Annotated in this window: 22 protein-coding genes and 1 pseudogene; 16 read left to right on the top strand and 7 right to left on the bottom strand. The window is 64.0% G+C overall.

Going from position 1 to position 23,503, the window contains the following annotated elements; all coding sequences use genetic code 11:
* Window positions 1–7: 7 nt before the first annotated feature.
* From EJ076_RS16340 to EJ076_RS16295, 10 genes and pseudogenes are all read left to right on the top strand, one after another.
* Entirely contained in the window at window positions 8–721 is a 714-nt protein-coding gene (locus EJ076_RS16340; protein WP_126068582.1) for a DUF1428 domain-containing protein, read from the top strand.
* Window positions 722–767: 46 nt separating this feature from the next.
* Window positions 768–1,133, top strand: coding sequence for a YciI family protein (locus tag EJ076_RS16335; RefSeq protein WP_109662813.1), 366 nt, complete (start codon window positions 768–770; stop codon window positions 1,131–1,133).
* A complete protein-coding gene (locus tag EJ076_RS16330; RefSeq protein ID WP_126068581.1) occupies window positions 1,130–2,359 on the top strand; it encodes an RNA polymerase sigma factor in 1,230 nt (409 codons plus the stop codon). Before EJ076_RS16335 ends, EJ076_RS16330 begins: the two co-directional genes overlap by 4 nt.
* A 227-nt stretch (window positions 2,360–2,586) precedes the next feature.
* On the top strand, window positions 2,587–4,077 hold the full coding sequence (locus EJ076_RS16325; protein WP_126068580.1) for a replicative DNA helicase: 1,491 nt from the start codon (window positions 2,587–2,589) through the stop codon (window positions 4,075–4,077).
* A gap of 57 nt (window positions 4,078–4,134) precedes the next feature.
* The gene (gene radA, locus EJ076_RS16320) at window positions 4,135–5,538 is read left to right on the top strand and encodes a DNA repair protein RadA (protein ID WP_109662807.1); all 1,404 of its coding nucleotides are present in this window, start codon (window positions 4,135–4,137) and stop codon (window positions 5,536–5,538) included.
* A gap of 85 nt (window positions 5,539–5,623) precedes the next feature.
* Entirely contained in the window at window positions 5,624–6,292 is a 669-nt protein-coding gene (locus EJ076_RS16315; protein ID WP_109662805.1) for a CvpA family protein, read from the top strand.
* 104 nt (window positions 6,293–6,396) lie between these two features.
* Window positions 6,397–7,866: an amidophosphoribosyltransferase gene (purF, locus tag EJ076_RS16310; RefSeq protein ID WP_109662803.1), complete on the top strand. Its 1,470-nt coding sequence runs from the start codon at window positions 6,397–6,399 to the stop codon at window positions 7,864–7,866.
* A 150-nt stretch (window positions 7,867–8,016) separates the two neighbouring features.
* On the top strand, window positions 8,017–8,757 hold the full coding sequence (locus tag EJ076_RS16305) for an SDR family NAD(P)-dependent oxidoreductase (RefSeq protein ID WP_109662799.1): 741 nt from the start codon (window positions 8,017–8,019) through the stop codon (window positions 8,755–8,757).
* Window positions 8,758–8,889: 132 nt separating this feature from the next.
* Window positions 8,890–9,520: pseudogene (locus tag EJ076_RS16300) on the top strand (hypothetical protein).
* 163 nt (window positions 9,521–9,683) lie between these two features.
* Entirely contained in the window at window positions 9,684–9,905 is a 222-nt protein-coding gene (locus EJ076_RS16295) for a hypothetical protein (protein ID WP_013532531.1), read from the top strand.
* A 3-nt stretch (window positions 9,906–9,908) separates the two neighbouring features.
* Here the strand turns inward: EJ076_RS16295 and EJ076_RS16290 are convergent, their stop codons facing one another.
* Window positions 9,909–10,415, bottom strand: a complete 507-nt coding sequence (locus EJ076_RS16290; protein WP_109662795.1) for an OsmC family protein — start codon at window positions 10,413–10,415, stop codon at window positions 9,909–9,911.
* An 11-nt stretch (window positions 10,416–10,426) separates the two neighbouring features.
* Window positions 10,427–10,747, bottom strand: a complete 321-nt coding sequence (locus tag EJ076_RS16285; protein ID WP_126068579.1) for a hypothetical protein — start codon at window positions 10,745–10,747, stop codon at window positions 10,427–10,429.
* 32 nt (window positions 10,748–10,779) lie between these two features.
* On the opposite strand from EJ076_RS16285, the gene EJ076_RS16280 reads away from it, so the two are divergent.
* The 3 genes from EJ076_RS16280 to EJ076_RS16270 all read left to right on the top strand — a co-directional run bounded on the left by EJ076_RS16280 (window position 10,780) and on the right by EJ076_RS16270 (window position 14,333).
* Window positions 10,780–12,297, top strand: a complete 1,518-nt coding sequence (locus EJ076_RS16280) for an alpha/beta hydrolase (RefSeq protein ID WP_126068578.1) — start codon at window positions 10,780–10,782, stop codon at window positions 12,295–12,297.
* Window positions 12,298–12,476: 179 nt separating this feature from the next.
* Window positions 12,477–13,364 carry a DMT family transporter gene (locus EJ076_RS16275; protein ID WP_126068577.1) on the top strand — a complete coding sequence of 296 codons (888 nt, stop codon included), beginning with the start codon at window positions 12,477–12,479 and terminating at the stop codon, window positions 13,362–13,364.
* Between the two features lie 60 nt (window positions 13,365–13,424).
* Entirely contained in the window at window positions 13,425–14,333 is a 909-nt protein-coding gene (locus EJ076_RS16270; protein ID WP_109662789.1) for a DMT family transporter, read from the top strand.
* 168 nt (window positions 14,334–14,501) lie between these two features.
* Here EJ076_RS16270 and EJ076_RS16265 read toward each other — a convergent pair whose 3' ends face one another.
* Window positions 14,502–15,356 carry a LysR substrate-binding domain-containing protein gene (locus tag EJ076_RS16265; RefSeq protein ID WP_126068576.1) on the bottom strand — a complete coding sequence of 285 codons (855 nt, stop codon included), beginning with the start codon at window positions 15,354–15,356 and terminating at the stop codon, window positions 14,502–14,504.
* A gap of 113 nt (window positions 15,357–15,469) precedes the next feature.
* Between EJ076_RS16265 and EJ076_RS16260 the strand changes: the two genes are divergently transcribed.
* Together EJ076_RS16260 and EJ076_RS16255 are read left to right on the top strand one after the other, a co-directional pair.
* The gene (locus EJ076_RS16260; protein WP_126068575.1) at window positions 15,470–15,877 is read left to right on the top strand and encodes a 4-oxalocrotonate tautomerase family protein; all 408 of its coding nucleotides are present in this window, start codon (window positions 15,470–15,472) and stop codon (window positions 15,875–15,877) included.
* A gap of 138 nt (window positions 15,878–16,015) precedes the next feature.
* Window positions 16,016–18,238 (top strand): AMP-binding protein, encoded by a 2,223-nt coding sequence (locus EJ076_RS16255; RefSeq protein ID WP_126068574.1) that lies wholly within the window; start codon window positions 16,016–16,018, stop codon window positions 18,236–18,238.
* 27 nt (window positions 18,239–18,265) lie between these two features.
* On the opposite strand, the gene EJ076_RS16250 is transcribed toward EJ076_RS16255, so the two are convergent.
* Both EJ076_RS16250 and EJ076_RS16245 read right to left on the bottom strand, forming a co-directional pair.
* The gene (locus EJ076_RS16250) at window positions 18,266–19,012 is read right to left on the bottom strand and encodes a phosphatidylcholine/phosphatidylserine synthase (protein ID WP_245463090.1); all 747 of its coding nucleotides are present in this window, start codon (window positions 19,010–19,012) and stop codon (window positions 18,266–18,268) included.
* Window positions 19,013–19,086: 74 nt separating this feature from the next.
* Window positions 19,087–19,785 carry a phosphatidylserine decarboxylase gene (locus tag EJ076_RS16245; protein WP_126068573.1) on the bottom strand — a complete coding sequence of 233 codons (699 nt, stop codon included), beginning with the start codon at window positions 19,783–19,785 and terminating at the stop codon, window positions 19,087–19,089.
* A gap of 302 nt (window positions 19,786–20,087) precedes the next feature.
* On the opposite strand from EJ076_RS16245, the gene EJ076_RS16240 reads away from it, so the two are divergent.
* A complete protein-coding gene (locus EJ076_RS16240; protein WP_126068572.1) occupies window positions 20,088–20,951 on the top strand; it encodes an SMP-30/gluconolactonase/LRE family protein in 864 nt (287 codons plus the stop codon).
* A gap of 9 nt (window positions 20,952–20,960) precedes the next feature.
* Here EJ076_RS16240 and EJ076_RS16235 read toward each other — a convergent pair whose 3' ends face one another.
* The gene (locus tag EJ076_RS16235; RefSeq protein ID WP_126068571.1) at window positions 20,961–21,308 is read right to left on the bottom strand and encodes an antibiotic biosynthesis monooxygenase; all 348 of its coding nucleotides are present in this window, start codon (window positions 21,306–21,308) and stop codon (window positions 20,961–20,963) included.
* A 310-nt stretch (window positions 21,309–21,618) separates the two neighbouring features.
* Window positions 21,619–23,499: an ABC transporter ATP-binding protein/permease gene (locus tag EJ076_RS16230; RefSeq protein ID WP_109662771.1), complete on the bottom strand. Its 1,881-nt coding sequence runs from the start codon at window positions 23,497–23,499 to the stop codon at window positions 21,619–21,621.
* Between the last annotated feature and the right edge of the window lie 4 nt (window positions 23,500–23,503).

Below are 23,503 nucleotides of genomic sequence, written 5' to 3'. Positions count from 1 at the left end.
AAACGCAATGAGCTATATCGCAGGATTTGTCGCCGCGGTGCCCGCCGCCAACAAGGAAGCCTATCGCAGCCATGTCGCCAAGGCGGCATCGGTGCTGAGGGAGTTCGGCACCACCCGCATGGTCGAAGGATGGGGCGACGACGTGCCCGGCGGCAAGGTCACCGACTTCAAGGGAGCCGTGAAGGCAAAGCCGGATGAAGTCATCACCTTTTCGTGGCACGAATATGCGGACAAGGCGGCGGCGGACGCAGCCTATCAGACGATGATGAGCGATCCGCGCATGGCGGAGATCGGCGCGTCCATGCCCTTTGACGGCAAGCGCATGATCATTGGCGGCTTCACGCCGTTCATCGACCTGAACACGACCGGCAAGACCGGCTATATCGATGGCTCGCTGGTACCGGTGCCGGCCGCCAACAAGCAAGCCTACCTTGCCGTGGCGGCGAAGCAGGCCGCGGTGATCAAGGAACATGGCGCAAACCGCGTCGTGGAAGCGTGGGGCGACGATGTTCCCGACGGCGAGGTCACCGACTACCGTGGCGCCGTGAAAGCGACGGGAGACGAGGTTGTCGTCTATGCCTGGGTCGAATGGCCGTCGAAGCAGGTGCGCGACGACGCCTGGAAAAAGGTGATTGCCGATCCGCGCATGTATGCCGACGCCATGCCCTACGACAACCAGCGCCGGGTCCATGGCGGCTTCGCACCGATCCTCGACGCCTGATCCCAAGAACCCTCGTTTCGACAATTCCTGGAAAAGGAGACCCACCATGCGTTATGCCTGTCTCATCTACTACCACCCCAAGACGCTGTTCGGCGGCAGCCCGGAGGCCAATGCCGTGCTTGCCGAATGCGCCGGCTATGACGAAGTGCTCAAGGCCAGCGGCCACTTCGTAACCGCTGAGGCCCTGGTGTTGCCGGAAGAGGCAATGACCGTGCAGGTCCGCGACGGCAAGATGTCGTCTGTCGACGGCCCGTTCATGGAGACCAAAGAAATCCTGGGCGGCATCATCGTCATCGAAGCCCGCGACCTCAACGAAGCGGTGCGGGTGGCGAGCGGCCATCCGCTGGCAACGATCGGCTTCGTCGAAGTCCGCCCGGTCGTCGACTTCAGCCAGCCGCCACCGGTCCTGTGAGCACCGCCGGCCCGCGCGACGCCCTGGAGGCGGCCTACCGCACCGAGGCGCGGCGCGTGCTGGCGACGTTGATCCGCCTGCTCGGCGGGTTCGACGCGGCGGAGGAGGCCTTGCATGAGGCGTTCGCCGCCGCCGCTGAACAATGGCCGCGCCAGGGTGTGCCGGCCAATCCCTATTCCTGGCTGGTCTCGGCCGGCCGCTTCAGGACCATCGACCGCTGGCGCCGGGAAGCGCGGCTGACCGGGGCTCTGCCGGAGCTCACGGCTCTGGCCGAGCCGACACCGGAACCGGCCATGCCGGAAGACATCCAGGACGATGAATTGCGGCTCATTTTCGTCTGCTGCCACCCAGTGCTGACGCCGGACGCACGCATTGCCCTGACCCTGCGCGAAGTCGGTGGTTTGACCACCGAAGAGATCGCCCGCGCCTATCTGACGCCGGCACCGACCATCGCGCAGCGCATCGTGCGGGCCAAGGCGAGGATCCGGGACGATGCGATCCCCTACGAAGTGCCCGACCGCGGCGAACTGCCGGCGCGGCTCGAGAGTGCGCTGCAGGTGATCTACCTGATCTTCAACGAGGGGTACGCGGCAACCGAGGGGCCAAACCTGACGCGGGCCGATCTGTGCGCCGAGGCGATCCGGCTCGGCCGGCTGATGGTCGAGTTGCTCGACCAGCCGGAAGTGCAAGGGCTGCTGGCCCTGATGCTGCTGCACGAGGCGCGGCGCGCAACGCGAGTCGATGCCAGCGGCGACCTCGTGCTGCTGGAAGACCAGGAACGCGCGCTGTGGAACCGTGCGCTGATCGCAGAGGCCGACGGCCTGATCGGCCGGGCGATCGCCTCGCGCCGCATCGGACCGTATATCCTGCAGGCAGCCATTGCTTCCGTCCACGCCGAGGCGGCAGGCACGACTGAGACCGACTGGGCACAGATCGTCGCGCTTTACGATGTGCTCGGCCGCGTCGACCCCTCGCCGGTCGTGGCACTCAACCGCGCCGCGGCCATAGGCATGCGCGACGGCCCGCAGGCCGGACTGGCGGCAATCGAGACGGTCATGGGACAAGGCGGGCTGGACGGCTACCATCTGGCTTATGCCGCACAGGCAGACATGCAGCGCAGGCTTGGCTTGACCGACGCGGCAAAGACCTCCTACCGGCGGGCGCTTGAGCTGACCCGGCAACCGGCGGAACGCCGGTTCATCGAGGGGCGCCTCAATCAGCTTTGAACGGAGTGGCTGCACAGGAAACCAGTGCTTGTTTTCCTGTTTTGTTCTCCCTATAGACGCGCTACATTCGTTCTTTCGATTCGAGTCAATTGTGATTCTTTCCACTGAAAAATCTTGGCTGTGAATCGCGGGTATCAAAGCTCATTGGACAGGCACTGGTGCAGATAAGTCAGCATGGACTTGTCACGTTCTGATATCGAGAAGCCGGGATCGAAATCGGGGACATCATGGCAGAAGCAGCGCGAAAATTCGGCGTGGCGGAAACACCGCTTTATCGTGAAGCGCCAAACAATATCGAGGCCGAGCAGGCGCTGCTCGGCGCCATCCTCGTCAACAACGATGCCTTCTACCGCGTCTCGGACTTCCTCAAGGCCAGCCATTTCTATGAGCCGCTGCACCGCAAGATCTTTGAGGTGGCGTCCGAGTTCATCCGCATGGGCAAGGTCGCGACGCCGATCACGCTGAAAACCTTCCTGCCGGCCGACGAGAAGGTCGGCGACATGACGATGGCGCAATATGTCGTGCGGCTGGCGGTCGAGGCCGTGACCGTCGTCAACGCCACCGATTATGGCCGCGCCATCTATGATCTCGCCACGCGCCGGGCGCTGATCACCGTCGGCGAGGACATGGTCAACATCGCCTATGACGCGCCGGTCGACATGGCGCCCGGCGAGCAGATCGAGGATGCCGAGCGGCGGCTATTCGAGCTGGCCGAAAACGGCCGTTACGATGGCGGTTTCGAAAGTTTTTCCGATGCGTTGAAGAACGCCGTCGACATGGCCAGCGCGGCCTATATGCGCGATGGCCACCTGTCCGGCATTGCCACCGGCCTGCGCGATCTCGACCACCGCATGGGCGGCCTGCAGCCATCGGATTTGATCATCATTGCCGGCCGCCCGGGCATGGGCAAGACCTCGCTGGCCACCAACATCGCCTACAACATCGCGGCCGCCTATGAGCCTGCCCAGCAGGCCGACGGCTCCGTCAAGGCGGCCAATGGCGGCGTCGTCGGCTTCTTCTCACTCGAAATGTCGTCGGAGCAGTTGGCCACCCGCATCATCTCCGAGCAGACCGAGATCCCGTCATCGAAAATCAGGCGCGGCGACCTGACCGAAGCCGATTTCGGCAAGCTCGTCGCGTATACGCAGGAGAATCACAAGCGCCCTCTCTATATTGACCAGACGGGCGGTATTTCTATCGCCCAGCTTGCGGCGCGCGCCCGCCGCCTCAAGCGCCAGCGCGGGCTGGATCTGATGGTCATCGACTATATCCAGCTGATGCAGGGTTCGTCGGCGAAGGCATCGCAGAACCGCGTCCAGGAAATCACCGAGATCACCACCGGATTGAAGGCGCTGGGCAAGGAGCTTGGCGTGCCGATCATCGCCCTCTCACAGCTCTCGCGTCAGGTCGAAAGCCGCGACGACAAGCATCCGCAACTGTCCGACTTGCGCGAATCGGGCTCGATCGAGCAGGACGCCGACGTGGTGCTGTTCGTGTACCGCGAGGAATATTACATCAAGAACAAGGAGCCGGAGAAAGGCACGCCGGAGCACCTCGCCTGGGAAACGAAGATGGTCGAGGTCCAGGGCAAGGCCGAAGTGATCATCGCCAAGCAGCGCCATGGCCCGACCGGCACCGTCAGCCTTGCCTTCCAGGGCGAGTTCACCCGCTTCTCCGACCTTGCCGAGGAGCATCACCTGCCGGAAAGGTTCGAGTAGCTTTTTGACCTACCCCAGCCCACTTCGCCCAGGCCATTTTCAAGCGGCATCCCTCTGATGGCCAAGTCGCGTGTTCAGTTCATCTGCCAGAGTTGCGGATCGGTGCATCAGCGCTGGGCCGGCAAATGCGATGCCTGCGGCGAGTGGAACACGCTGGTCGAGGAAGGCACGTCGGGCGGCATCGGCTCGGGTCCGGCCAACACGCGCAACGCCCGCAAGGGCCGCGCGGTGGTGCTGACCACGCTGTCCGGCGACATCGAGGACGCGCCGCGCATCATCTCGGGCATCGGCGAGCTCGATCGCGCCACCGGCGGTGGTTTCGTGCGCGGCTCGGCGCTCCTGGTCGGCGGCGATCCCGGCATCGGCAAATCAACGCTGCTCACCCAGGCGGCCGCCGCACTGGCGTCAAAAGGCCACCGCATCGTCTATGTCTCGGGCGAAGAGGCGGTCGCGCAGATCAGGCTGCGGGCGCAGCGGCTTGGCGTCGCCTCCTCTCCAGTGGAACTTGCCGCCGAGACCAATGTCGAAGACATCCTCGCCACGATTGCCGACGGCAAGCGGCCTGACCTCGTCATCCTGGATTCGATCCAGACGCTGTGGACCGACCTTGCCGATTCGGCGCCGGGCACCGTCACCCAGGTGCGTGCCGCCGCGCAGGCGATGATCCGCTACGCGAAATCCACAGGGGCGGCGATCGTGCTGGTCGGCCATGTCACCAAGGAAGGCCAGATCGCAGGGCCGCGTGTCGTCGAGCACATGGTCGACGCCGTGCTCTACTTCGAAGGTGAAGGCGGGCATCATTACCGTATCCTGCGCACGGTGAAGAACCGTTTTGGACCGACCGACGAGATCGGCGTCTTCGAAATGTCGGACAAGGGCCTGCGCGAGGTCGCCAACCCGTCCGAGCTTTTCCTTGGCGAACGCCATGCCAAATCGCCCGGTGCTGCGGTTTTCGCCGGCATGGAGGGCACAAGGCCGGTGCTGGTCGAGATCCAGGCGCTGGTCGCGCCCTCCTCGCTCGGCACGCCACGCCGCGCCGTCGTTGGCTGGGACGGCGCCCGGCTGTCGATGATCCTGGCGGTTCTCGAAGCCCATTGCGGGGTCCGCTTCGGCAGCCACGATGTCTATCTCAACGTCGCTGGCGGCTACCGCATCTCCGAGCCCGCGGCGGATCTCGCGGTAGCGGCTGCCCTGGTTTCCTCGCTCACCGGTCTTGCCCTTCCCGCCGATTGCGTCTATTTCGGCGAAATCAGCCTTTCGGGCGCCGTGAGGCCGGTTGCGCATGCGCAACAGCGCCTCAAGGAAGCCGAAAAGCTGGGTTTTGGAAGCGCGGTTCTGCCCTCGGGCAGCGGGGAATTGGCCGGGGGGATCGGGGCCGGTTCTTTCCAGCCGACCGAGCTTGCCGACCTCGTGGCACGCATAGCCGGCTCACGCCGAAGCCGCGTGGACGTAGAAGACTAGAGCATCGGACCCAAGGGCGGGAACCGGTTTTGGGAAAACCCGATGCTCTGCGCTATAATGCGGCTCATGGAGTGGGGCGAAAGACATGCCGATTACGCTGCTTGACGGAATTCTCGTCGGCTTCACTCTGGTCTCGGCGATGCTCGCCATGGTTCGCGGCTTCTCGCGCGAAATCCTGTCCGTCGTCTCCTGGGCAGCAGCAGCCGCGGCGGCGTTCTTCTTCTACAAGCCGGTCCTGCCTTACCTCAAGCCCTACATCGAGAACGAAAAGATCGCCATGGCGGCCTCCGCCGGCGTCGTCTTCATCATCGCGCTGATCGTCGTCTCGGTCATCACCATGAAGCTCGCCGACTGGATCATCGATTCCCGAATCGGCGCGCTCGACCGTACCCTGGGCTTCCTCTACGGCGCCGCGCGCGGCATCCTGGTCGTTGCCGTCGCACTGCTGTTCTTCAACTGGTTGGCTGGCGCCAAGGCTCCCGCCTGGGTCACGGATGCCAAGTCGCGGCCTTTGCTCGAGCAGATCGGCGCCAAGCTCGAAAGCCTGCTGCCCGAGGATCCGGAAAACGCGATCCTCAAGAAGCTCAACCCGAATCAGCCGGCCGCCGAGACGCCCGCAGCTCCGGACGCCCCGGCAGCGGACGCTCCAGCAGGTGGCGACGATGCCAACACGCCGGCGCCTGACGATGACGCCGCAACACCGCCGGCGGACAACGCGCCGGCCAATCCAGCACCGGCTGCACCGGCAAACTGACGCCGAAAACTGCGTCAGGACCTAACGATGGTGTGAACGGCTGCACGGCGCGCGTTGCTTTCGACGCGAACCCGCATTATATGGCGATTTTAGCGGAGCTTAAGATGGCAGACGCAGACGACGTGCTTTCCGCCGAGGCCGACGACCATTTCCACGACGAATGCGGCGTGTTCGGCATTTTCGGCCGGCAGGATGCCGCGGCCATCGTCACATTGGGCCTGCATGCGCTGCAGCATCGCGGCCAGGAAGCGGCTGGTATCGTTTCCTATGACGGCAGCCAGTTCCACGTCGAACGCCATGTCGGCCTGATCGGCGACACCTTCACCAAGCAGCGCGTCATCGACAGCCTGCAAGGCAACCGCGCCATCGGCCATACGCGCTATGCCACCACTGGCGGCGCCGGCATGCGCAACATCCAGCCTTTCTTCGCCGAGTTGGCCGATGGCGGCTTCGCCGTCGCCCACAACGGCAATCTGACCAACGCCATGACCGTGCAGCGCGCGCTGCAGAAGCAGGGCGCGATCTTCTCCTCCACCTCCGATACCGAGACGCTTTTGCACCTCGTCGCCACCAGCAAGGAGCGCGATTTGAACTCGCGTTTCATCGATGCGGTGCGACAGGTCGAGGGTGCGTTCTCGCTGGTGGCGATGACGGCCAAGAAGATGATCGGCTGCCGCGATCCGCTCGGCATTCGGCCGTTGGTGCTCGGCGATCTCGACGGCGCCTGGATCCTGGCCTCCGAAACCTGCGCGCTCGACATCATCGGTGCGCGTTTCGTGCGCGACCTGAAACCCGGCGAGATGGTCGTCGTCACGTCCAAGGGCATTGAAAGCCTGTTCCCCTTCGAGCCGCAGAAGACCCGCTTCTGCATCTTCGAATATGTCTATTTCGCGCGGCCGGATTCGTCGGTCGAAGGCCGCAACGTCTATGAGGTGCGCAAGCGCATCGGCGCTGAACTTGCGGTCGAAAGCCCGGTCGAGGCCGACATCGTCGTGCCGGTGCCGGATTCGGGCACGCCTGCGGCGATCGGCTTCAGCCAGGCGGCGGGCATTCCCTTCGAGCTCGGCATCATCCGCAACCATTATGTCGGCCGCACCTTCATCCAGCCCGGCGATTCGATCCGCCACATGGGCGTCAAGCTGAAGCACAATGCCAACCGCCGCATGATCGAAGGCAAGCGCGTGGTGCTGGTTGACGACAGCATCGTGCGCGGCACCACCAGCCAGAAGATCGTGCAGATGGTGCGCGACGCCGGCGCCAAGGAAGTGCATATGCGCATCGCCTCGCCGCCGACACGCGCCTCCTGCTTCTACGGCGTCGACACGCCGGAGAAATCGAAGCTTCTGGCATCGCGCATGTCGGTGGAGGAGATGGCCGAGTTCATCCGCGTCGATTCGCTTGGGTTCCTTTCCATCGACGGGCTCTACCGCGCCGTCGGCGAGGCCAGCCGCGACAACGACCAGCCGCAATTCTGCGACGCCTGCTTCACCGGCCAGTACCCGACCCGCCTGCTCGACTTCGAAGGCCACGACAATGTGCGCACGCTGTCGCTGCTGGCGACGAGCGGGACGTAGGATTGCCGGTCTTTCGCCAGAGCGGTTCATCGTTTCACGGAAACGTAGAACCGCTCTATCTCCTTGTTTCGACGCAATTCCGGACGGAAAACCGTCTCACACTTTTTCTGGAATTGCTCCAGCCTTAGCCAGATTTCCGGAATCCATCGCATGACCCTCGACCTTACCGGCCGTGTTGCGGTCGTCACCGGCGCCTCGCGTGGCATCGGCTATTTCATCGCCAAGGAATTGGCTGCCGCCGGGGCGCATGTCATCGCGGTGGCGCGCACTGTCGGCGGCCTGGAAGAGCTCGACGACCAGATCAAGGCAGCTGGCGGCCAAGCGACACTGGTGCCGCTCGACCTCACCGACATGGCCGGCATCGACCGGCTGGGCGGCGCCATCCACGAACGCTGGGGCAAGCTCGACATTCTCGTCGCCAATGCCGGCGTGCTTGGCGTCATCTCGCCGATCGGCCATGTCGAAGCAAAAACCTTCGAGAAGGTGATGACCATCAACGTCACCTCGACCTGGCGGCTGATCCGCTCGGTCGACCCGCTGCTACGGCTTTCGGACGCCGGCCGCGCGATCATCCTGTCTTCCAACGCGGCGCACTCGGCGCGCGCCTTCTGGGCGCCCTATGCGGCATCCAAGGCTGCGGTGGAGACCATGATGCGCTCATGGGCGCATGAGACACAAAGCCTGCCGCTGCGGGTCAACGCCGCCGATCCCGGCGCCACCCGCACCGCCATGCGTGCCCAGGCGGTGCCGGGCGAAGATCCCGAGACGCTGCCGCACCCCTCCGAGATCGCCAAACGCATCGTACCGCTGGCCAGCCCGCAGCTGAAAGAGACCGGATTGATCTTCCAGGCCAAGCACAATCGCTTCGTCGCCTATCGGCAGCCGGAATAGAACTTGAGTCTTTTTTGATGCATGCCGGTTTTCCAAAACCGTTGCACACTTTTGGGCGACATGCGTAGGGATTAAATAGGCCTCCGGAAACGTTTCTTCGACGTAGTCGAAGCCCAAACTGGAGGAACCACCATGCGCAAACTGCTTTTCGCCACCGCCGCTGTCCTGATCACAGCTGTGGGCGCCGCCTATTCGCAAGACGCAACGATGAGCTTCTTCGTCACCAGTGTCGGTTCCGGCAAGGGCGCCGATCTCGGCGGCCTCAAGGGTGCCGACGCGCATTGCGCCTCGCTGGCGGAAGCCGCCGGTGTCACCGGCAAGACCTGGGCTGCCTATCTGTCGACCAGTGACACCGATGCGCGCGACCGCATCGGCAAGGGGCCTTGGGTGAATTCCAAGGGCGTCAAGATCGCCGACGACGTCGCCTCCCTGCACAGCGACGCCAACGGCATCACCAAGCAAACGGCACTGAACGAGAAAGGCGAAGTGGTCAACGGCCGCGGCGACAAGCCAAACCGCCACGACATGCTGACCGGCTCCAAGCCCGACGGCACCAAGATCGCCGACCAGACCTGCGGCGACTGGACGATGAGCGGGGCGGAAGGGGCCCGCGATGATGGGCCATCACGACCGCACCGGCCTCGACGAATCGGCTGCCGCCAAATCCTGGAATTCCTCGCATGCCTCGCGCGGCGGCTGCAGCCAGGAGGCGCTGAAGGGCACCGGAGGCGACGGCCTGTTCTATTGCTTTGCCACCAACTGAGTCGATTGGCTTCAAAAATTGGGGCTGGTACCCCCCGCCACATCACGCGGCTGTGATGTGGCGGTGGAAGGCTGCGCCGCGGTCATGCTTTCGTCATTTCTGTAGAGTTGGTAGGATCGCAGCGACTCCCACAACAAGCGCCCAACTGGCAGAGGAAATCCCCATGGCTACGACCGCAGCAGCGTTGGTCTGGTATCTGGTAATCGCCGGCCCGCAAGGCGGCATGGTCGTGCTGCCCAGCACTTTCGACAAGCGCGAACAGTGCACGGCCGCCATCACCGAATATCAGAAGCAGCCGACACCGGCCGGGTGGTCGGTGCAATGCGTGCCCAGCGCCTCGCCCTTCACCGACGAAGGCGACGCCGAGGAACCATCAGCACAGTAAGCGTCAGCGCCGCGCGCTGACCATCAGCTCCGGCTTCTGGCTGATGGTCTGGAACACCACGCAATAGCGCTCGGTCAACTTCAGCAGCGAGTCTATCCGCTCCTGCGGCTCGTCGGTGTCGAGCTTGAAATTGAGCCGGATGGCGCGAAAGCCGACCGGCGCATCCTTGGCGACACCGAGCGTGCCGCGAAAATCGAGATCACCTTCGGCTTCAACGGTTGCGGCGCCGAGCTTGAACTCGAGCGCCGTCGCCACCGCCTTCAGCGTCACCCCGGCGCAGGCCACCAATGCCTCCAGCAGCATGTCGCCCGAGCAAAGTTCAAGGCCTGAGCCGCCTGTTGCCGGATGCAGTCCGGCGATGGCAAGCGCCCTGCCCGTCTCCACCTTGCAGGCAACCGACTGGTCGTCGATCGAGCCCTTAGCGCGAAGCGTGATCAGGGCCTGCGAAGCATCGTCACGATAGGCCTGCTTCAGCGGCGCCTGCATGGCCTTCAATTCGGTCGCATCCATCGCTGTCCCTTTCATCGACTGTTTCCACCGCCGGCATCAGCCGTCCGATCGAGATTTGCGCCGACCGCCATGGGAAGGCAATGCCGTTCCGCAATACGGGCCAGCCGCTGCCGGTGCTTTGTCCAGCCAGACATCTGCCCGCGAAGGGGAAGAGCGGATGTCATGCCGGCTTTCGCCCATCGCCAACGTCGCCAAGTGGCTTGACCGGAGACGCTGCCAGTTTCCCTCTGCCAGGAGTTGTCCGGCAGGACGAAGGGAGACGTGAAGGAACGCGACAGCGGCAGTTGTACGACCATACAGCCATTTCCTTTGACTTCGATCATCTCGGCCATACCTATGCGGGAGTCGTCCTCGCGGAGCCATCATGCCGGTCAAGCTGAAACTGATCTTCCTTATCCTGCCGATGCTTGCCGCCCTGGTGCAGCCCGTCCTGGCTGAAACGGCGAAGCGGCCGGCGCCCTCGGGCGGCGTGCTATCCCTGCTGCCGCCGCCGCAAACCACCAACCATTCGATCAGCCTCGCCGGGCGCAAGCTGGATTATCAGGCAAAGGCCGCCACCCTGTCGCTGCTTTCCGGCAAGGGCGACGTCACGGCGGAGATCTTCTATGTCGCTTACACGCTGCAGCAACCGGCAAGCGTGGCCAAAGACCCGCAGCGGCCGATCACCTTCGTGTTCAACGGCGGCCCTGGAGCAGCGTCCGCCTATCTGCATATCGGCGCGCTCGGTCCGCGTATTATCGCAACGGGAGCCGACGGCGAATTCCTGCCCTCACCGCAAAGACTCATCGACAATCCGGACAGCTGGCTCGACATGACGGATCTCGTCTTCGTCGATCCGGTCGGAACCGGATATAGCCGCGAGGCACCGGGCCAGGACGCGCACGACTTCTGGGGCGTCAATCAGGATGCCAGCTCGATAGGCGCCTTCATCCGGCTCTATCTGGCGCAGAACGGCCGCACCGGATCGCCGCTGTTCCTCGCCGGCGAAAGCTATGGCGGGTTCCGCGCGGCGCTGCTCGCCAGGACATTGCAGGAAGACATCGGCATCAGTCCGAACGGCATCGTGCTGATCTCGCCGGCGTTGGAGTTCACGCTGGTGCAGCCCGACGAATTCGAGCCGCTGCATTGGGCGCTCGAACTGCCTTCCCTGGCGGCGGTGCGCCTACGCGCCGAAGGCATCAGCGGCGATGCTTTGCGGGAGAAGCTGGCCGAAGTCGAACACTATGCATTGGGCGATTACCTTACGGCGCTCACCAGCGGACTGGAGCAAGGCAAGCAACTGGCCAGCCAACGCGTGGCTGACATCACCGGCCTGCCGCTCGACCTCGTGCAGCGCAACTCCGCCCGCATCCCGACCGGCCTATTCGCAAGGGAGTTCTCCCGTGCCAGCGGCAAAGTGCTCAGCCCATATGACGCCATGATCGGCACGGCCGACATCGCGCCCGAGAGCGCCCGCATCGCCGGCCCGGATCCTGTGCTCGACCGTAGCGTACCGGCGCTGACGTCGGCGTTCGTCGGCTATATCAGCGACGAACTGAATTTCCGCACCGATGTCAGCTATCGGCTGCTCAATGGCGAAATCAGCCACAATTGGGATTACGGGACCAGCGCCTCGCGGCAAGGCTATGCCGGGGTGATGGACGATCTGCAGCGAGCACGCTCGCTGAACCCCTCGCTCGGCGTCGTGATCGTCAACGGCTACACCGACCTGGTCACGCCTTACCTCGCCTCGCGCTACCTGGTGAACCAGATCCCGTCGCTCGCCAATGCCAAGCCTATCCGTCTCGATGTCGTCGAGGGCGGGCACATGATGTATTTCAGATCCGACGGTCGGCGCGCCCTGAAAGAGGCCGCTTCGGAGCTTTACCCGGCGACGCAATAAGCATTGCGACAATGCGGCTCGTCATGGAACCCCTGCCCCAACACAAGCATGGGGCTGGCGTAGCGCTGCACCGACTTTCACCCGTATAGCTTGGTGCCGAGGGAGCTGAATTCCCAGGTCCCTCGTGTCGCTCCTCGCAGCATCACTGCCGCTCCGGCAATTTTGGTCCCACGCGCCTTATGGCCGATATCGCCATTCTCGAAACACGCGAGCGGGTTCTTGCCGGCATCCTGCTGACCGGTGCGGCCTATCTCCTGTTTTCGACGCAGGACGCTTCGATCAAGCTGCTGGTCGTTGGCATGAGCGTCTGGCAGATCATGTTCTTCCGCAGCATCACCATTCTGGGCGCCTGCGCGGCGATCGGCGGGCGACAGCTGTTTGCCGACACGGTGCGCTCGCCGATCGTCCGGCCGATGCTGGTGCGCAGCGCCTTCACGCTTGCCGCCTGGCTCTGCTACTACAACGCCGCGCGCAGCCTGCAACTCGCCGAACTGACCACCGTCTATTATGCGGCGCCGATCATCGTCACCGTGCTTTCGGTGGTGATGCTCGGCGAAAAGGTGCCGATGCTGCGCTGGCTGGCGGTGCTGATCGGCTTTGCCGGCGTGTTCGTCGCTTGCGATCCGACCCATCTCGGCCTGTCCGTGCCGGTGCTGCTGGTGCTGGCGGCCGCCTTTTTGTGGGGCATCGCCATCGTGCTCTTGCGCAGGACCGCCCTTGCCGAGCGCTCGATGATCCAGCTCCTGCTCAACAATTTCTATTTTCTGCTGTTTTCGGCGGTGCCGGCGTTGCTTTGGTGGCGGACACCGGATGGGGCTCAGTTGCTGCTGCTTGCCAGCGTCGGCGCGCTCGGCGGCCTGGCGCAATACCTCCTCTTCGAAGGCATGAAGCGCACACCGGCCTCGGTCCTCGCACCGCTGGAATACACCTCGCTGTTGTGGGCATTCGCGCTTGGGTTTGCGATCTGGGGCGACGTGCCGCGCCGCGAGGTGTTCCTGGGTGCTGCCCTGATCGTCGCCGCCGGACTGTTGATCGTCGGCACCGAGCATTTCCGCAAACGGCTATGATGTGGGTCACCATCATTGCTGACACTACGATGTCAGGACCAAGCGGCGTAGGCTGGCGGCATGACTGACATTGCAGCCGCCATCGACACCGCCGCGGAGCGCACGCTCGGCATCATCCTGGTGTCGTCCTCGGCGGCCGTTTTCGGCCTGACTGGCGTTCTGACAAAGTCGATCCATGCCGACCCATTGACCATCATCTGCTGGCGCGGCTTTGTCGGCGCGATCCTGATCAGTCTGTATGTGCTGTGGCGGCGTCACCGTTCCGGCACGCGCGAAACGCTGCGGCTTGGCTGGCGCGGCTGGCTGCTGGCGGTGGAAGGGGCGCTGGCCAGCATCGCCTTCATCTCGGCGTTCAAGTTCACCTTCGTTGCCAATGTCGCCGTCATCTACGCCACCGCGCCCTTCGTCACGGCACTGCTGGCCTGGGTTCTGACGCGCGAACCGTTCCGACTGCAGACGATGGTCGCCGCTGCCGTGTCGCTGTGCGGCGTGGCGATCATGGTCTGGTCCGGCTTCGGCACCGGCAATCTGTTCGGCGATGGACTGGCACTGCTGATGACCATCGGCAGCGGCCTCTACATGATCATGGTGCGCGCCTTCCGCGACACGCCGGTGGTGTGGGCCGGCGCGGTTTCGGCATTCCTCCTGTTTGTGCTCGGTTGGTTCGTCACCGATCCACTGGCAGTTTCGCCAAGGGATGCCGTTCTGCTCGTCACTTTCGGCGCGTCCTTCGCACTCTCCTCGATCCTGTGGACGGAGGGCGCGCGGCTCATCCCGCCGGCCGAATCCGGGCTGCTCGGCTCGGCGGAAGTGCCATTCGCGATCCTGTTTGCCTTCCTGTTCCTGGGCGAGATTGCACCGGCCGCCAGCATGATCGGTGGCGCCATCGTGTTGTGTGCGGTGTTTGCCCATGCGGGGCGGGACTGGCTGATGGCCCGCTCGCAACGCATGACGTCAAATATTTCTTAAAAAAGTGACACAGTCACGGAACCATCATCGGGGTCAGGCATTGTTGGTGCGACGGGCCATCCCCAAGTCCCCCCAAACCCCTCGGCCCGTCCTACTCCCAAGCCGACCGCAAGGTCGGCTTTTTCTTTGCCACTTGGCGACCGCAAGGTCGGCTTTTTGTTTGGGCATTCAGCCCGACAAGGCAAGGTTGCCGCTGAGCAGGGTTGCCAGATCGGCTGCCGAACCATCGGCACCGGCACACAGCCGGATGGCGAACTCCGCCACAGGAACCGGCGGCAGGCCAAGCTCTCGCGGCGCCTCGACAATGCCGGAATGGGCAAAGCGGGCCGTCCGCAGCGTCAGCGCGACACCGGCGTTCACCGCCGTGCGCAGGCCGGCCAGACTGGCGCTGCCGGCAGCGATGCGGTAGCGGCGGCCGGCCGCGTCGAGCGCGGCCAATGCTGCTTCGCGAAAACCGCAATATGGATCGAGCAGCGCCAGCGGCAATTCCTCCTGCCGCGTGGCCAGCCCCTTTTGTGAGCAGAGCCATATCATCGGCTCGCGCAGCACACCGACCTCGTCCGACGCTGCCGCCTGGCGCATGAGGATTGCCAGATCGAGGCCGCCAGACTGCAGCGCCTGCGCCAGTTCGGCGGAGCGGCCGACCCGCAGTTCGATCCTGACGCGCGGATGACTGACGGCAAAGGCACGCAGCAGGTCCGGCAGGCCGCTGTCGGCAAAATCCTGTGTCGTGCCGATGGCGACGCGCCCGGCAGCGCGGGCGCCCTTCAGCGCCAGCCAGGCCTCGCGATGCGCGGCAAGGATGCGCCTGGCATGGCCGACGAGATCCTCACCCGCCGGCGTCAGGCCGCGCCCCCGCCCTTGCGGCGCCAACAGCGGCTCGCCGACGATTTCCTCCAGCCGCTGCATCTGGGCGGTCACCGCCGAGGGCGAACGGCCGACGCTTGCAGCCGCCTGAGCCAGCGAGCCACTGTCGACGAAAGCGAGGAAGGTCCTGAGCAGATCGGGATCGAGGGTTTCCATAATTCGATTGTATCGAATCTTTGATTGAAAACAATTCGATTTTTTTGACTCAATGATGATGACATAGTCCTTCCAACGGCAATCAGACGCCGCTCAAACCAAGGAGAAGAGAAATGCCTATCATCACCGTCAGCGTCACTGGCAAGCCCGACGCGGCTCTTTCCGCTCGCATCGCCAAGGAGGCCACTGAAATCACCGCGACGCAGTTGCGCAAGGATCCGACGATCACCGCCGTTGCCGTGTCCTATATCGATCCGCAGCACTGGTTCGCCGGCGGCAAGTCACTAGCCGAGCATGGCACCAATACATTCTGGCTTGATATCAAGGTGGTCGACGGCACCAACACCAAGCTTGAGTTGGAAGCCTATCTGAAGGCGATCTTCTACGCCTTCAGCCGCCTGCTGGATGGCGTGCACGAGGAAAGCTACGCCTTCGTGCATGAAGTGCCGGCCGCTGCTTACGGCTATGGCGGCAAGACGCAGGAGTTCCGTTTCATCAGCGGACGGTTGAAGGCGGCGTGAGCAGCGCCGACTTCCCTTCCCCACGGGGAAGGCAAGAGGCGTACTCATCCGCATTGACCTTGCTCCCACATCGTCTAGGTTCTGGCCGAAGCGGCCGCAAAAGAGCCGAGATGCTAAAAACGTTGGGAGAGACGCGGCATGGTCCTGACACTGGCGCTGCTTGCGGGTCTTGTTCTGGCCTGGCTGCTGATCGGCGTGGTGGAAAAATTCCGCCTCGGCCTGCGCTTCACCCAGGCGCTGCTCTATGTGCCGTTTAAGCTCGCTTACCGGATCGCCGACAACCGTATCAGGATCGCTCGCAAGGCGCAGGCCCCGGTCATCTACGTCATCTCGCATCAATCGCGCTTCGAACCGGCTCTGATGCTGTCGCTGCTGCCAGACGATACGCTGCATATTCTCGATGAGGTCTCGGCGCGCTCGCCTTGGCTCGAACCGTGGCGCGAGCTTGGCCGCACCATCGCCTTCAATGCCGAACATGTCTTCGTCAGCCGCCGGCTGGTGCGCGTACTCAAAGGCAAGGGCCGGCTCGCCGTCTATCTGCCGGATGCGGTCGAGCCTGACGTCAAGACGTTTCGGCTGTTTCGTGCTGTCACCCGCATTGCCATGCAGGCCGACGCTCGCATCGTGCCGATCTTCGTCGGCGGCGCACGCAGCCTGTCGGTGTCGTTGACGCCAGCGGACAAGGCACCGCGGCATTGGTTTCCACAGTTGTCGATCAGCGTGCTGGAGCCGATGACCATCGCCGAACTGGTGGCGCGCAACCCCGACCAGGCCTCGAACACCAATTCGCTGTTCGACCGTGTCGCCGAAGCCCGGCTTTTCGGCACCGACCTCGATCGTGGCCTGTTCCTGGCCATGCGCGATGCCGCCGATCGCGTCGGCGCTTCGCACCCGATCATCGAGGACGTCATCTCGGGCGCGCTGAGCTACCGCAAGATGTTCATCGGCGCCCGCATCCTGGGCAGGCGCTTCGAGGCGATGACGGCGCCGGGCGAAGCGGTCGGTGTGATGCTGCCCAACGCCAATGGCGTCGTGCTGTCGCTCACCGGGCTTCTATCGGCCGGCCGGGTGGCGGCGATGATCAACTACACGGCCGGGCCGGCGAGCGTGACTGCCGCGGTGCGCACGGCGGTAATAAGGACCGTGATTTCGTCCCGCGCGTTCGTCGAGAAGGCCGATCTCGCCGATATCGTCGCGGCGGTCGAAAAGGGCGGTGCAAAGTTGCTTTGGCTGGAGGATGTGCGGCCCAGCGTCACCGCGCTGGACAAGCTTGCCGCCGCCTTGCTGTGGCGCTGGCCGCTGCAACGGCAGGATGCGGCCAAGCCGGCGGTGATCCTGTTCACCTCGGGCTCGGAAGGCACGCCGAAAGCAGTCGTGCTGTCGCACAAGAACCTGCTTGCCAACGCCATGCAGGCCGAGGCGCGCATCACCATCTCGCCCGCCGACATCCTGCTCAACGTGCTGCCTGTGTTCCACTCCTTCGGCCTGACGGGCGGTACGATCCTGCCGCTGGTCACCGGGGTAAAACTGTTCCTCTACCCCTCACCGCTGCACTACAAGATCATCCCCGAGGTGGCGCGCAAGGTGAAACCGACCATCATGTTCGGCACCGACACGTTCCTCGCCAACTATGCGCGCACCGCCAAGGACGGCGATTTTTCCAGCCTGCGCTTCGTCGTCGCCGGTGCCGAGGCAGTGAAGCCGGAAACCCGCCGCGTCTATCGCGAGCGCTTCCAGGCCGAGATCATCGAAGGTTTCGGGCTGACCGAGGCGGCACCGGTGGTTGCCGTCAACACCGCCATCCATGGCCGCGACGGCACTGTCGGGCGGCTGCTGCCGGCCATGCGCATGAAGCTCGAGCCGGTCGAAGGCATCAGCGATGCCGGCCAATTGTGGCTAGACGGACCGAACCTGATGATGGGCTACATGACATCGGACCGTCCGGGTGAGCTGCAGCCGCTGACCGGCTGGCACGACACCGGCGACATCGTTGCGGTCGACCGCGAAGGCTTCATCACCATCCGCGGCCGCGCCAAGCGCTTCGCCAAGATCGCCGGCGAGATGGTGTCGCTGGGTGCGGTCGAGATGCTGGTGCAGTCGCTGTGGCCGGAAGAGCGCCATGCGGCAGTAGCGGTGCCGGACAAGAGGCGCGGCGAGCGCATCGTGCTGGTCACCACCGCCGACGACGCCAACCCGGACGAGTTGCGCAAATTCGGCAAACAGGCGGGCGCCGCCGAACTGATGGTGCCGAACGACATCGTCAAGGTGGAGGAAATTCCAGTGCTGGGATCCGGCAAGACGGACTATGTGTCGACGAGGAAACTGGCGATCGACAGGCTGGGGCTCGGCGTCGCCGCCTGAGTCAAATCAAGCACTCCGGCGAATTTTCTAACCTATATCGGAAGGCGGCACCTTCTCGCCCTCGAGCTTGGCGCGCTTGGAATAGGCGCGCACGCTGAACGGCAGGAAGATCAGGTAGCCGGCGACCGACGCGGTCAGCGTGTACCAGGGATAGGTCATCAGCAAGAGCACATAGAGCACGACACCAAGGATGATCGGCAACACCCTGTCACCCGGGATTCTCAGGCTCTTGCCGGAATAGACCGGCAGCCGGCTGACCAGCAGGAAGGCGACCAGGATGGTGAAGCCGGTGGCGACGAAGGCCGCCGGACGACTGGGCTCCAGCCCGGTGCGCAGGAAATAGAGATAGAGCGGCAGCATCACCAGCACCGCACCCGCCGGCGCCGGCACGCCGACGAAATATTCGGACTGCCATATGGGGCGATCGCCCTTCTCGTCGTCGAGCACGTTGAAACGGGCGAGGCGCAGCCCACAGGCGATGGCGAACAGGAGTGCTGCAATCCAGCCCGGCGAGCCGGCGCGGTCGAGCAGGAAGGCATAGAGCACCAGAGCCGGGGCCACGCCGAAATTGACGATGTCGGCCAGCGAATCCATCTGAGCGCCGAATTTGGAGGTCGCCTTCAGCATCCGCGCCAGGCGGCCGTCAATGCCGTCGAGGAAGGCAGCAAGCAGCACCATCACCACCGCCGGCTCGAAGCGGCCTTCGAAGCCGAAGCGGATGCCGGACAGGCCGGCGCAGATGGCAAGCACGGTGACCAGATTGGGCAGCACCATGCGCATCGGGATCTCGCGGATGCGCGGACCGCCGCTGGCATGGGCCTCGAACTTTTTGTATTGCGTGCCCACCGTCAGGAAATCCGCACGAGGGGGGTGCCGGCGACACCGCCGAATTCGGCCAGCACGGTTTCGCCGCCGACGGCCGTCTGGCCAACGGCAACACGCGGCGTGGCAGCCAGGGGCAGGAAAACGTCGACGCGCGAGCCGAAGCGGATCAGGCCAAAACGCTCGCCAGTGCCTATCGAGCCGCCGGCCTCGGCCCAGCAGACAATGCGCCGCGCCACCAGGCCGGCGATCTGGACGGCGGCGACCGTGCCGTTGGGGCTCTCGATGACCAGGCCGTTGCGCTCGTTCTCAGTGCTTGCCTTGTCGAGTTCGGCATTGAGGAATTTTCCGGGCCGATGCTCGATTTTCGCAATACGGCCGCGCACCGGGGCGCGGTTCACGTGGCAGGAGAAGACGTTCATGAACACCGAGATGCGGGTCATTTCGACATTGCCGAGGCCGAGTTCACGCGGCGGTACAGCCGGCCCGACCGCCGAAATGATACCGTCGGCGGGGCTGACCACGAGGCGGTCGTCGACCGGCGTGACGCGCTCGGGATCCCGGAAGAAATAGACGCACCAAGCCGTCAGGATAAGGCCGATCCAGAACAGGATCGAAGAGAAATAGCCGAGGAAAAGGGTTGCCGCGCCAAAGGCCGCGATAAAGGGATAGCCTTCGCGATGGATCGGTACGAACGCGTTCTTGACCGTATCGACAAGGCTCATCGGGCTGGGGCGGGCTCCGTTTCAATTGCGGCCTCAATAGCCGAAAGCCCCCCTCGCCGCAACGCAACAATCGGCAAGGCCACATTGGCCGCAACCGGCAGCAGCGGTGATGCGCTAGCCTGTAGGCGTCGTTGCCGGCGGAATTCAGTGTCTCGCCGACCCACAACGCGCACGATGGCCGCCATGGGTGCTGTTCTGGCCACGCTGTCGGTGTCGGAACCGGGCCCCCTCGCACGTCCTTGGTGAGACAGCGTCCTCAACAGCCCTTCCGGCATGGCAACGCACAACCAGGAGTTCCACACATGCAGAAACCATTAGTCACCCCAGCGCGTCTCGTCACGGAAGGCCTTGCCTTCGGGGAATCGCCACGCTGGCATGACGGTCGGCTCTGGCTCTGCAACTGGGGCACCGGCGAGATTGTCGCCATCGACGCCGGCGGCAACAAGGAGGTCGAGCTCACCGTGCCAGCCGTCCTGCCCTACTCCATCGACTGGCTGCCGGATGGCCGCCTGCTCGTCATCTCCGGTCGGGAAGGCTTGCTGCTGCGGCAGGAAGCCGATGGGCGGCTCGTCACCCACGCCGATCTGCATGACCTGTCGAAAAGCCCGTGGAACGAGATCGTCGTCGACGGGCGCGGTAACATCTATGTCAATGGCGGCGGCCCGGCGCCGGCGCCGGGCGAGCATTTCGGCCCCGGCACCATCGTGCTGATTGGCCCCGACGGCGCGGTTCGACAGGTGGCCGAGGATATCGCCTTTGCCAACGGCATGGCGGTGACCCCGGACAGCCAGACGCTAATCGTCGCAGAATCCCACGCCAACCGGCTGACCGCCTTCGACATCGCCGCCGACGGCAGCCTCGCCAACCGACGGATCTGGGCCGATCTCGACGGCTATCCTGACGGCATTTGCCTCGATGCCGAAGGGGCGGTCTGGTATGCGGATGTACCCAACAAGCACTGCGTGCGGGTGCGCGAAGGCGGTGAGGTGTTGCAGACGGTCACCGTCGATCGCGGCTGCTTTGCCTGCATGCTGGGCGGTGCAGACAGGCAAACACTGTTCATTCTCGCCGCCGAATGGCGCGGCTTCGAACACATGGTCAGCGACGCCCGCACAGGCCAGGTGCTCAGCGTCGAAGCGGCGGCACCTGGCATCGGCTGGCCGTAAGAAGCCCTACTACAGCCCGGGAACCCGCTGATAGTTGGCGATGTCGGCCCGCACGCCGAGCCGGGCGATCGTCTCCTGCGGGTTGAAGGCGATGCGCTCGTGCGCCGCCTTGACGATCGGCACGACGTTGTCGACCGCCGCCTGGCTTTCCCATTCGACGATGGTCACAAGGTTGAATTCGCCCGGCCCCGAGAATTGCTCGAGCAGGAAGTCCTGCACGAAGCCTTGTTGCAGGCGCAGCAATTCATGCGTTGTCCGGACCTTGGCGAGTATCTCCTCGCGGGCCGCGGCCGGGACGACGAACTTGTCCACCCTGAACACGCTGCCGCCGTCAACGCTCTGATTTGTCTTGCTCATTTCGATTGTTCCGTTCTTGATTCAAGCTGGTTGGCGGGCTCCAAGAACGGCCTACAATCTCAACTTAAGTTGAGGTCAAGCGGAAATTTCGATTGATTTGTAGAAGGGCTCGGACGGCGACGCTGCCGATCTCCCCCCTCGTGGGGAGATGTCCGGCAGGACAGAGGGGGCGTGAAGGGTCGCCAACTTTTGGATGTCTTCAAAAGAATAGCCGCGCCTGCACGAAAAGAACCGGAGATGACAGCGGGACAGCGCCCCTCTCTGCCCTGCCGGGCATCTCCCCCACGAGGGGGGAGATTGGCAGCGTCGCCTATGACACCTCCGACGTCCGCCGGCGAACGATGACGCCAAGCTCGTCGCCCTCGCGGGCGATGCGCAGCCGTTCCTCGGCTTCTGTCGCTTCGCGCTGGCGGTCCCACATCGAGGCATAGAGGCCATGCTTGCGCATCAGTTCGGCGTGGGTACCGCGCTCGGCGATCTGGCCATCCTGCAGCACGATGATCTCATCGGCGGTAATCACCGTCGATAGACGATGGGCGATGACGATGGTGGTGCGGCCACGGCTGACCAGATCGAGCGCGGCCTGGATCTCCTGCTCGGTGTGGCTGTCGAGCGCCGAGGTCGCTTCGTCGAGCATCAGGATCGGCGGCGCTTTCAGGATGGTGCGGGCGATCGCCACGCGCTGCTTTTCGCCGCCCGAAAGTTTTAGCCCGCGTTCGCCGACCATCGACTTATAGCCATCGGGCAATCGCTCGATGAACGGCCCGATCTGGGCGAGTTCGGCAGCCTTTTGCATATCTTCCTCGCTGGCGCCGATGCGGCCGTAGCGGATGTTGTAGGCAATGGTGTCGTTGAACAGCACGGTGTCCTGCGGCACCATGCCGATCGCTCCGCGCAGGCTCTCCTGCGTTACATCCCTGATATCCTGGCCGTCGATCAGCACCTGGCCGGACTGCACGTCGTAGAAGCGGAACAGAAGCCGCGAGATGGTCGACTTGCCGGCGCCCGAGGGTCCGACAATGGCGACGGTCTTGCCGGCCGGCACCTCGAAGCTGATACCCTTCAGGATCTTGCGGTTCGGGTCATAGGAGAAATGCACGTCGCGGAACTCGACCTTACCGGCGCTGACGGCGAGCGGCCTGGCATCCGGCTTGTCGACGATCTCCTGCGGAACATCCAAAAGGTCGAACATCTGCTCGATATCGGTCAGCCCCTGGCGGATTTCGCGGTAGATGAAGCCGATGAAATTGAGCGGCACCGACAGCTGCATCAGCATGGCATTGATGAAGACGAAGTCACCGACCGTCTGCGTGCCGGCCTGCACCTCGAGCGCCGACATGCACATCACAATGACTGTGCCGAGGCCGAAGATGATGCCCTGGCCGAAGTTCAGCCAGCCGAGCGAGGTCCAGATGCGCGTCGCGGCGACCTCGTAGCGTGCCATCGAACGATCGAAGCGCTCGGCCTCCATGCCTTCGTTGTTGAAATACTTGACCGTCTCGTAATTAAGCAGCGAGTCGATCGCCTTGGTGTTGGCGTCGGTGTCGCTGTCGTTCATGTCGCGGCGGATCGAGATGCGCCAGTCGCTGGCGCGGACCGTGAACCAGACATAGACCCAGACGGTGACCGCGACGACGGCCACATATTTCCAGCCATAGGTGTAGGCGAAGATGCCGGTGGTCAGCGCGAATTCGAGGATGGTCGGCGCCGTGTTGAGCATGATGAAGCGCACGATCGTCTCGATGCCCTTGGTGCCGCGCTCGATAATGCGAGACAGGCCGCCGGTGCGGCGTTCCAAGTGAAAGCGCAGCGACAGTTGGTGCATGTGGACGAAGGTGCGGAACGCGAGCTGGCGCACCGCGTACTGGCCAACGCGCGCAAACAGCGCATCCCTTAGCTGGTTGAAGCCAAGTTGCACCAGGCGCACGACGTTGTAGGCAACGACCAGCATGACGGGCGCCAGCAGAAAGGTCGGCAGCGGCGGCACCGATTTGGCGTCACCGGCCAGCGCGTCGGTCGCCCATTTGAAAAAATAAGGACCGGCGACCAGCGTCAGCTTGGCGACGACCAGCAACAGCGTCGCCCAGGTGACCCGCGCCCTGAGATCAGCGCGATCCGCCGGCCACATGTAGGGCCACAAATTGAGCAGCGTCTTGAAGGTCGAGGAGTCGGAGACGGTTTTTTCGGCCATTTCT

Origin of the sequence: Mesorhizobium sp. M7D.F.Ca.US.005.01.1.1 (assembly GCF_003952545.1) — a bacterium.
GTDB classification, from domain to species: Bacteria; Pseudomonadota; Alphaproteobacteria; order Rhizobiales; family Rhizobiaceae; genus Mesorhizobium; species Mesorhizobium loti.
Note: the sequence above shows the minus strand (reverse complement) of the source record. Positions and strands in the feature narration are given on the sequence as shown.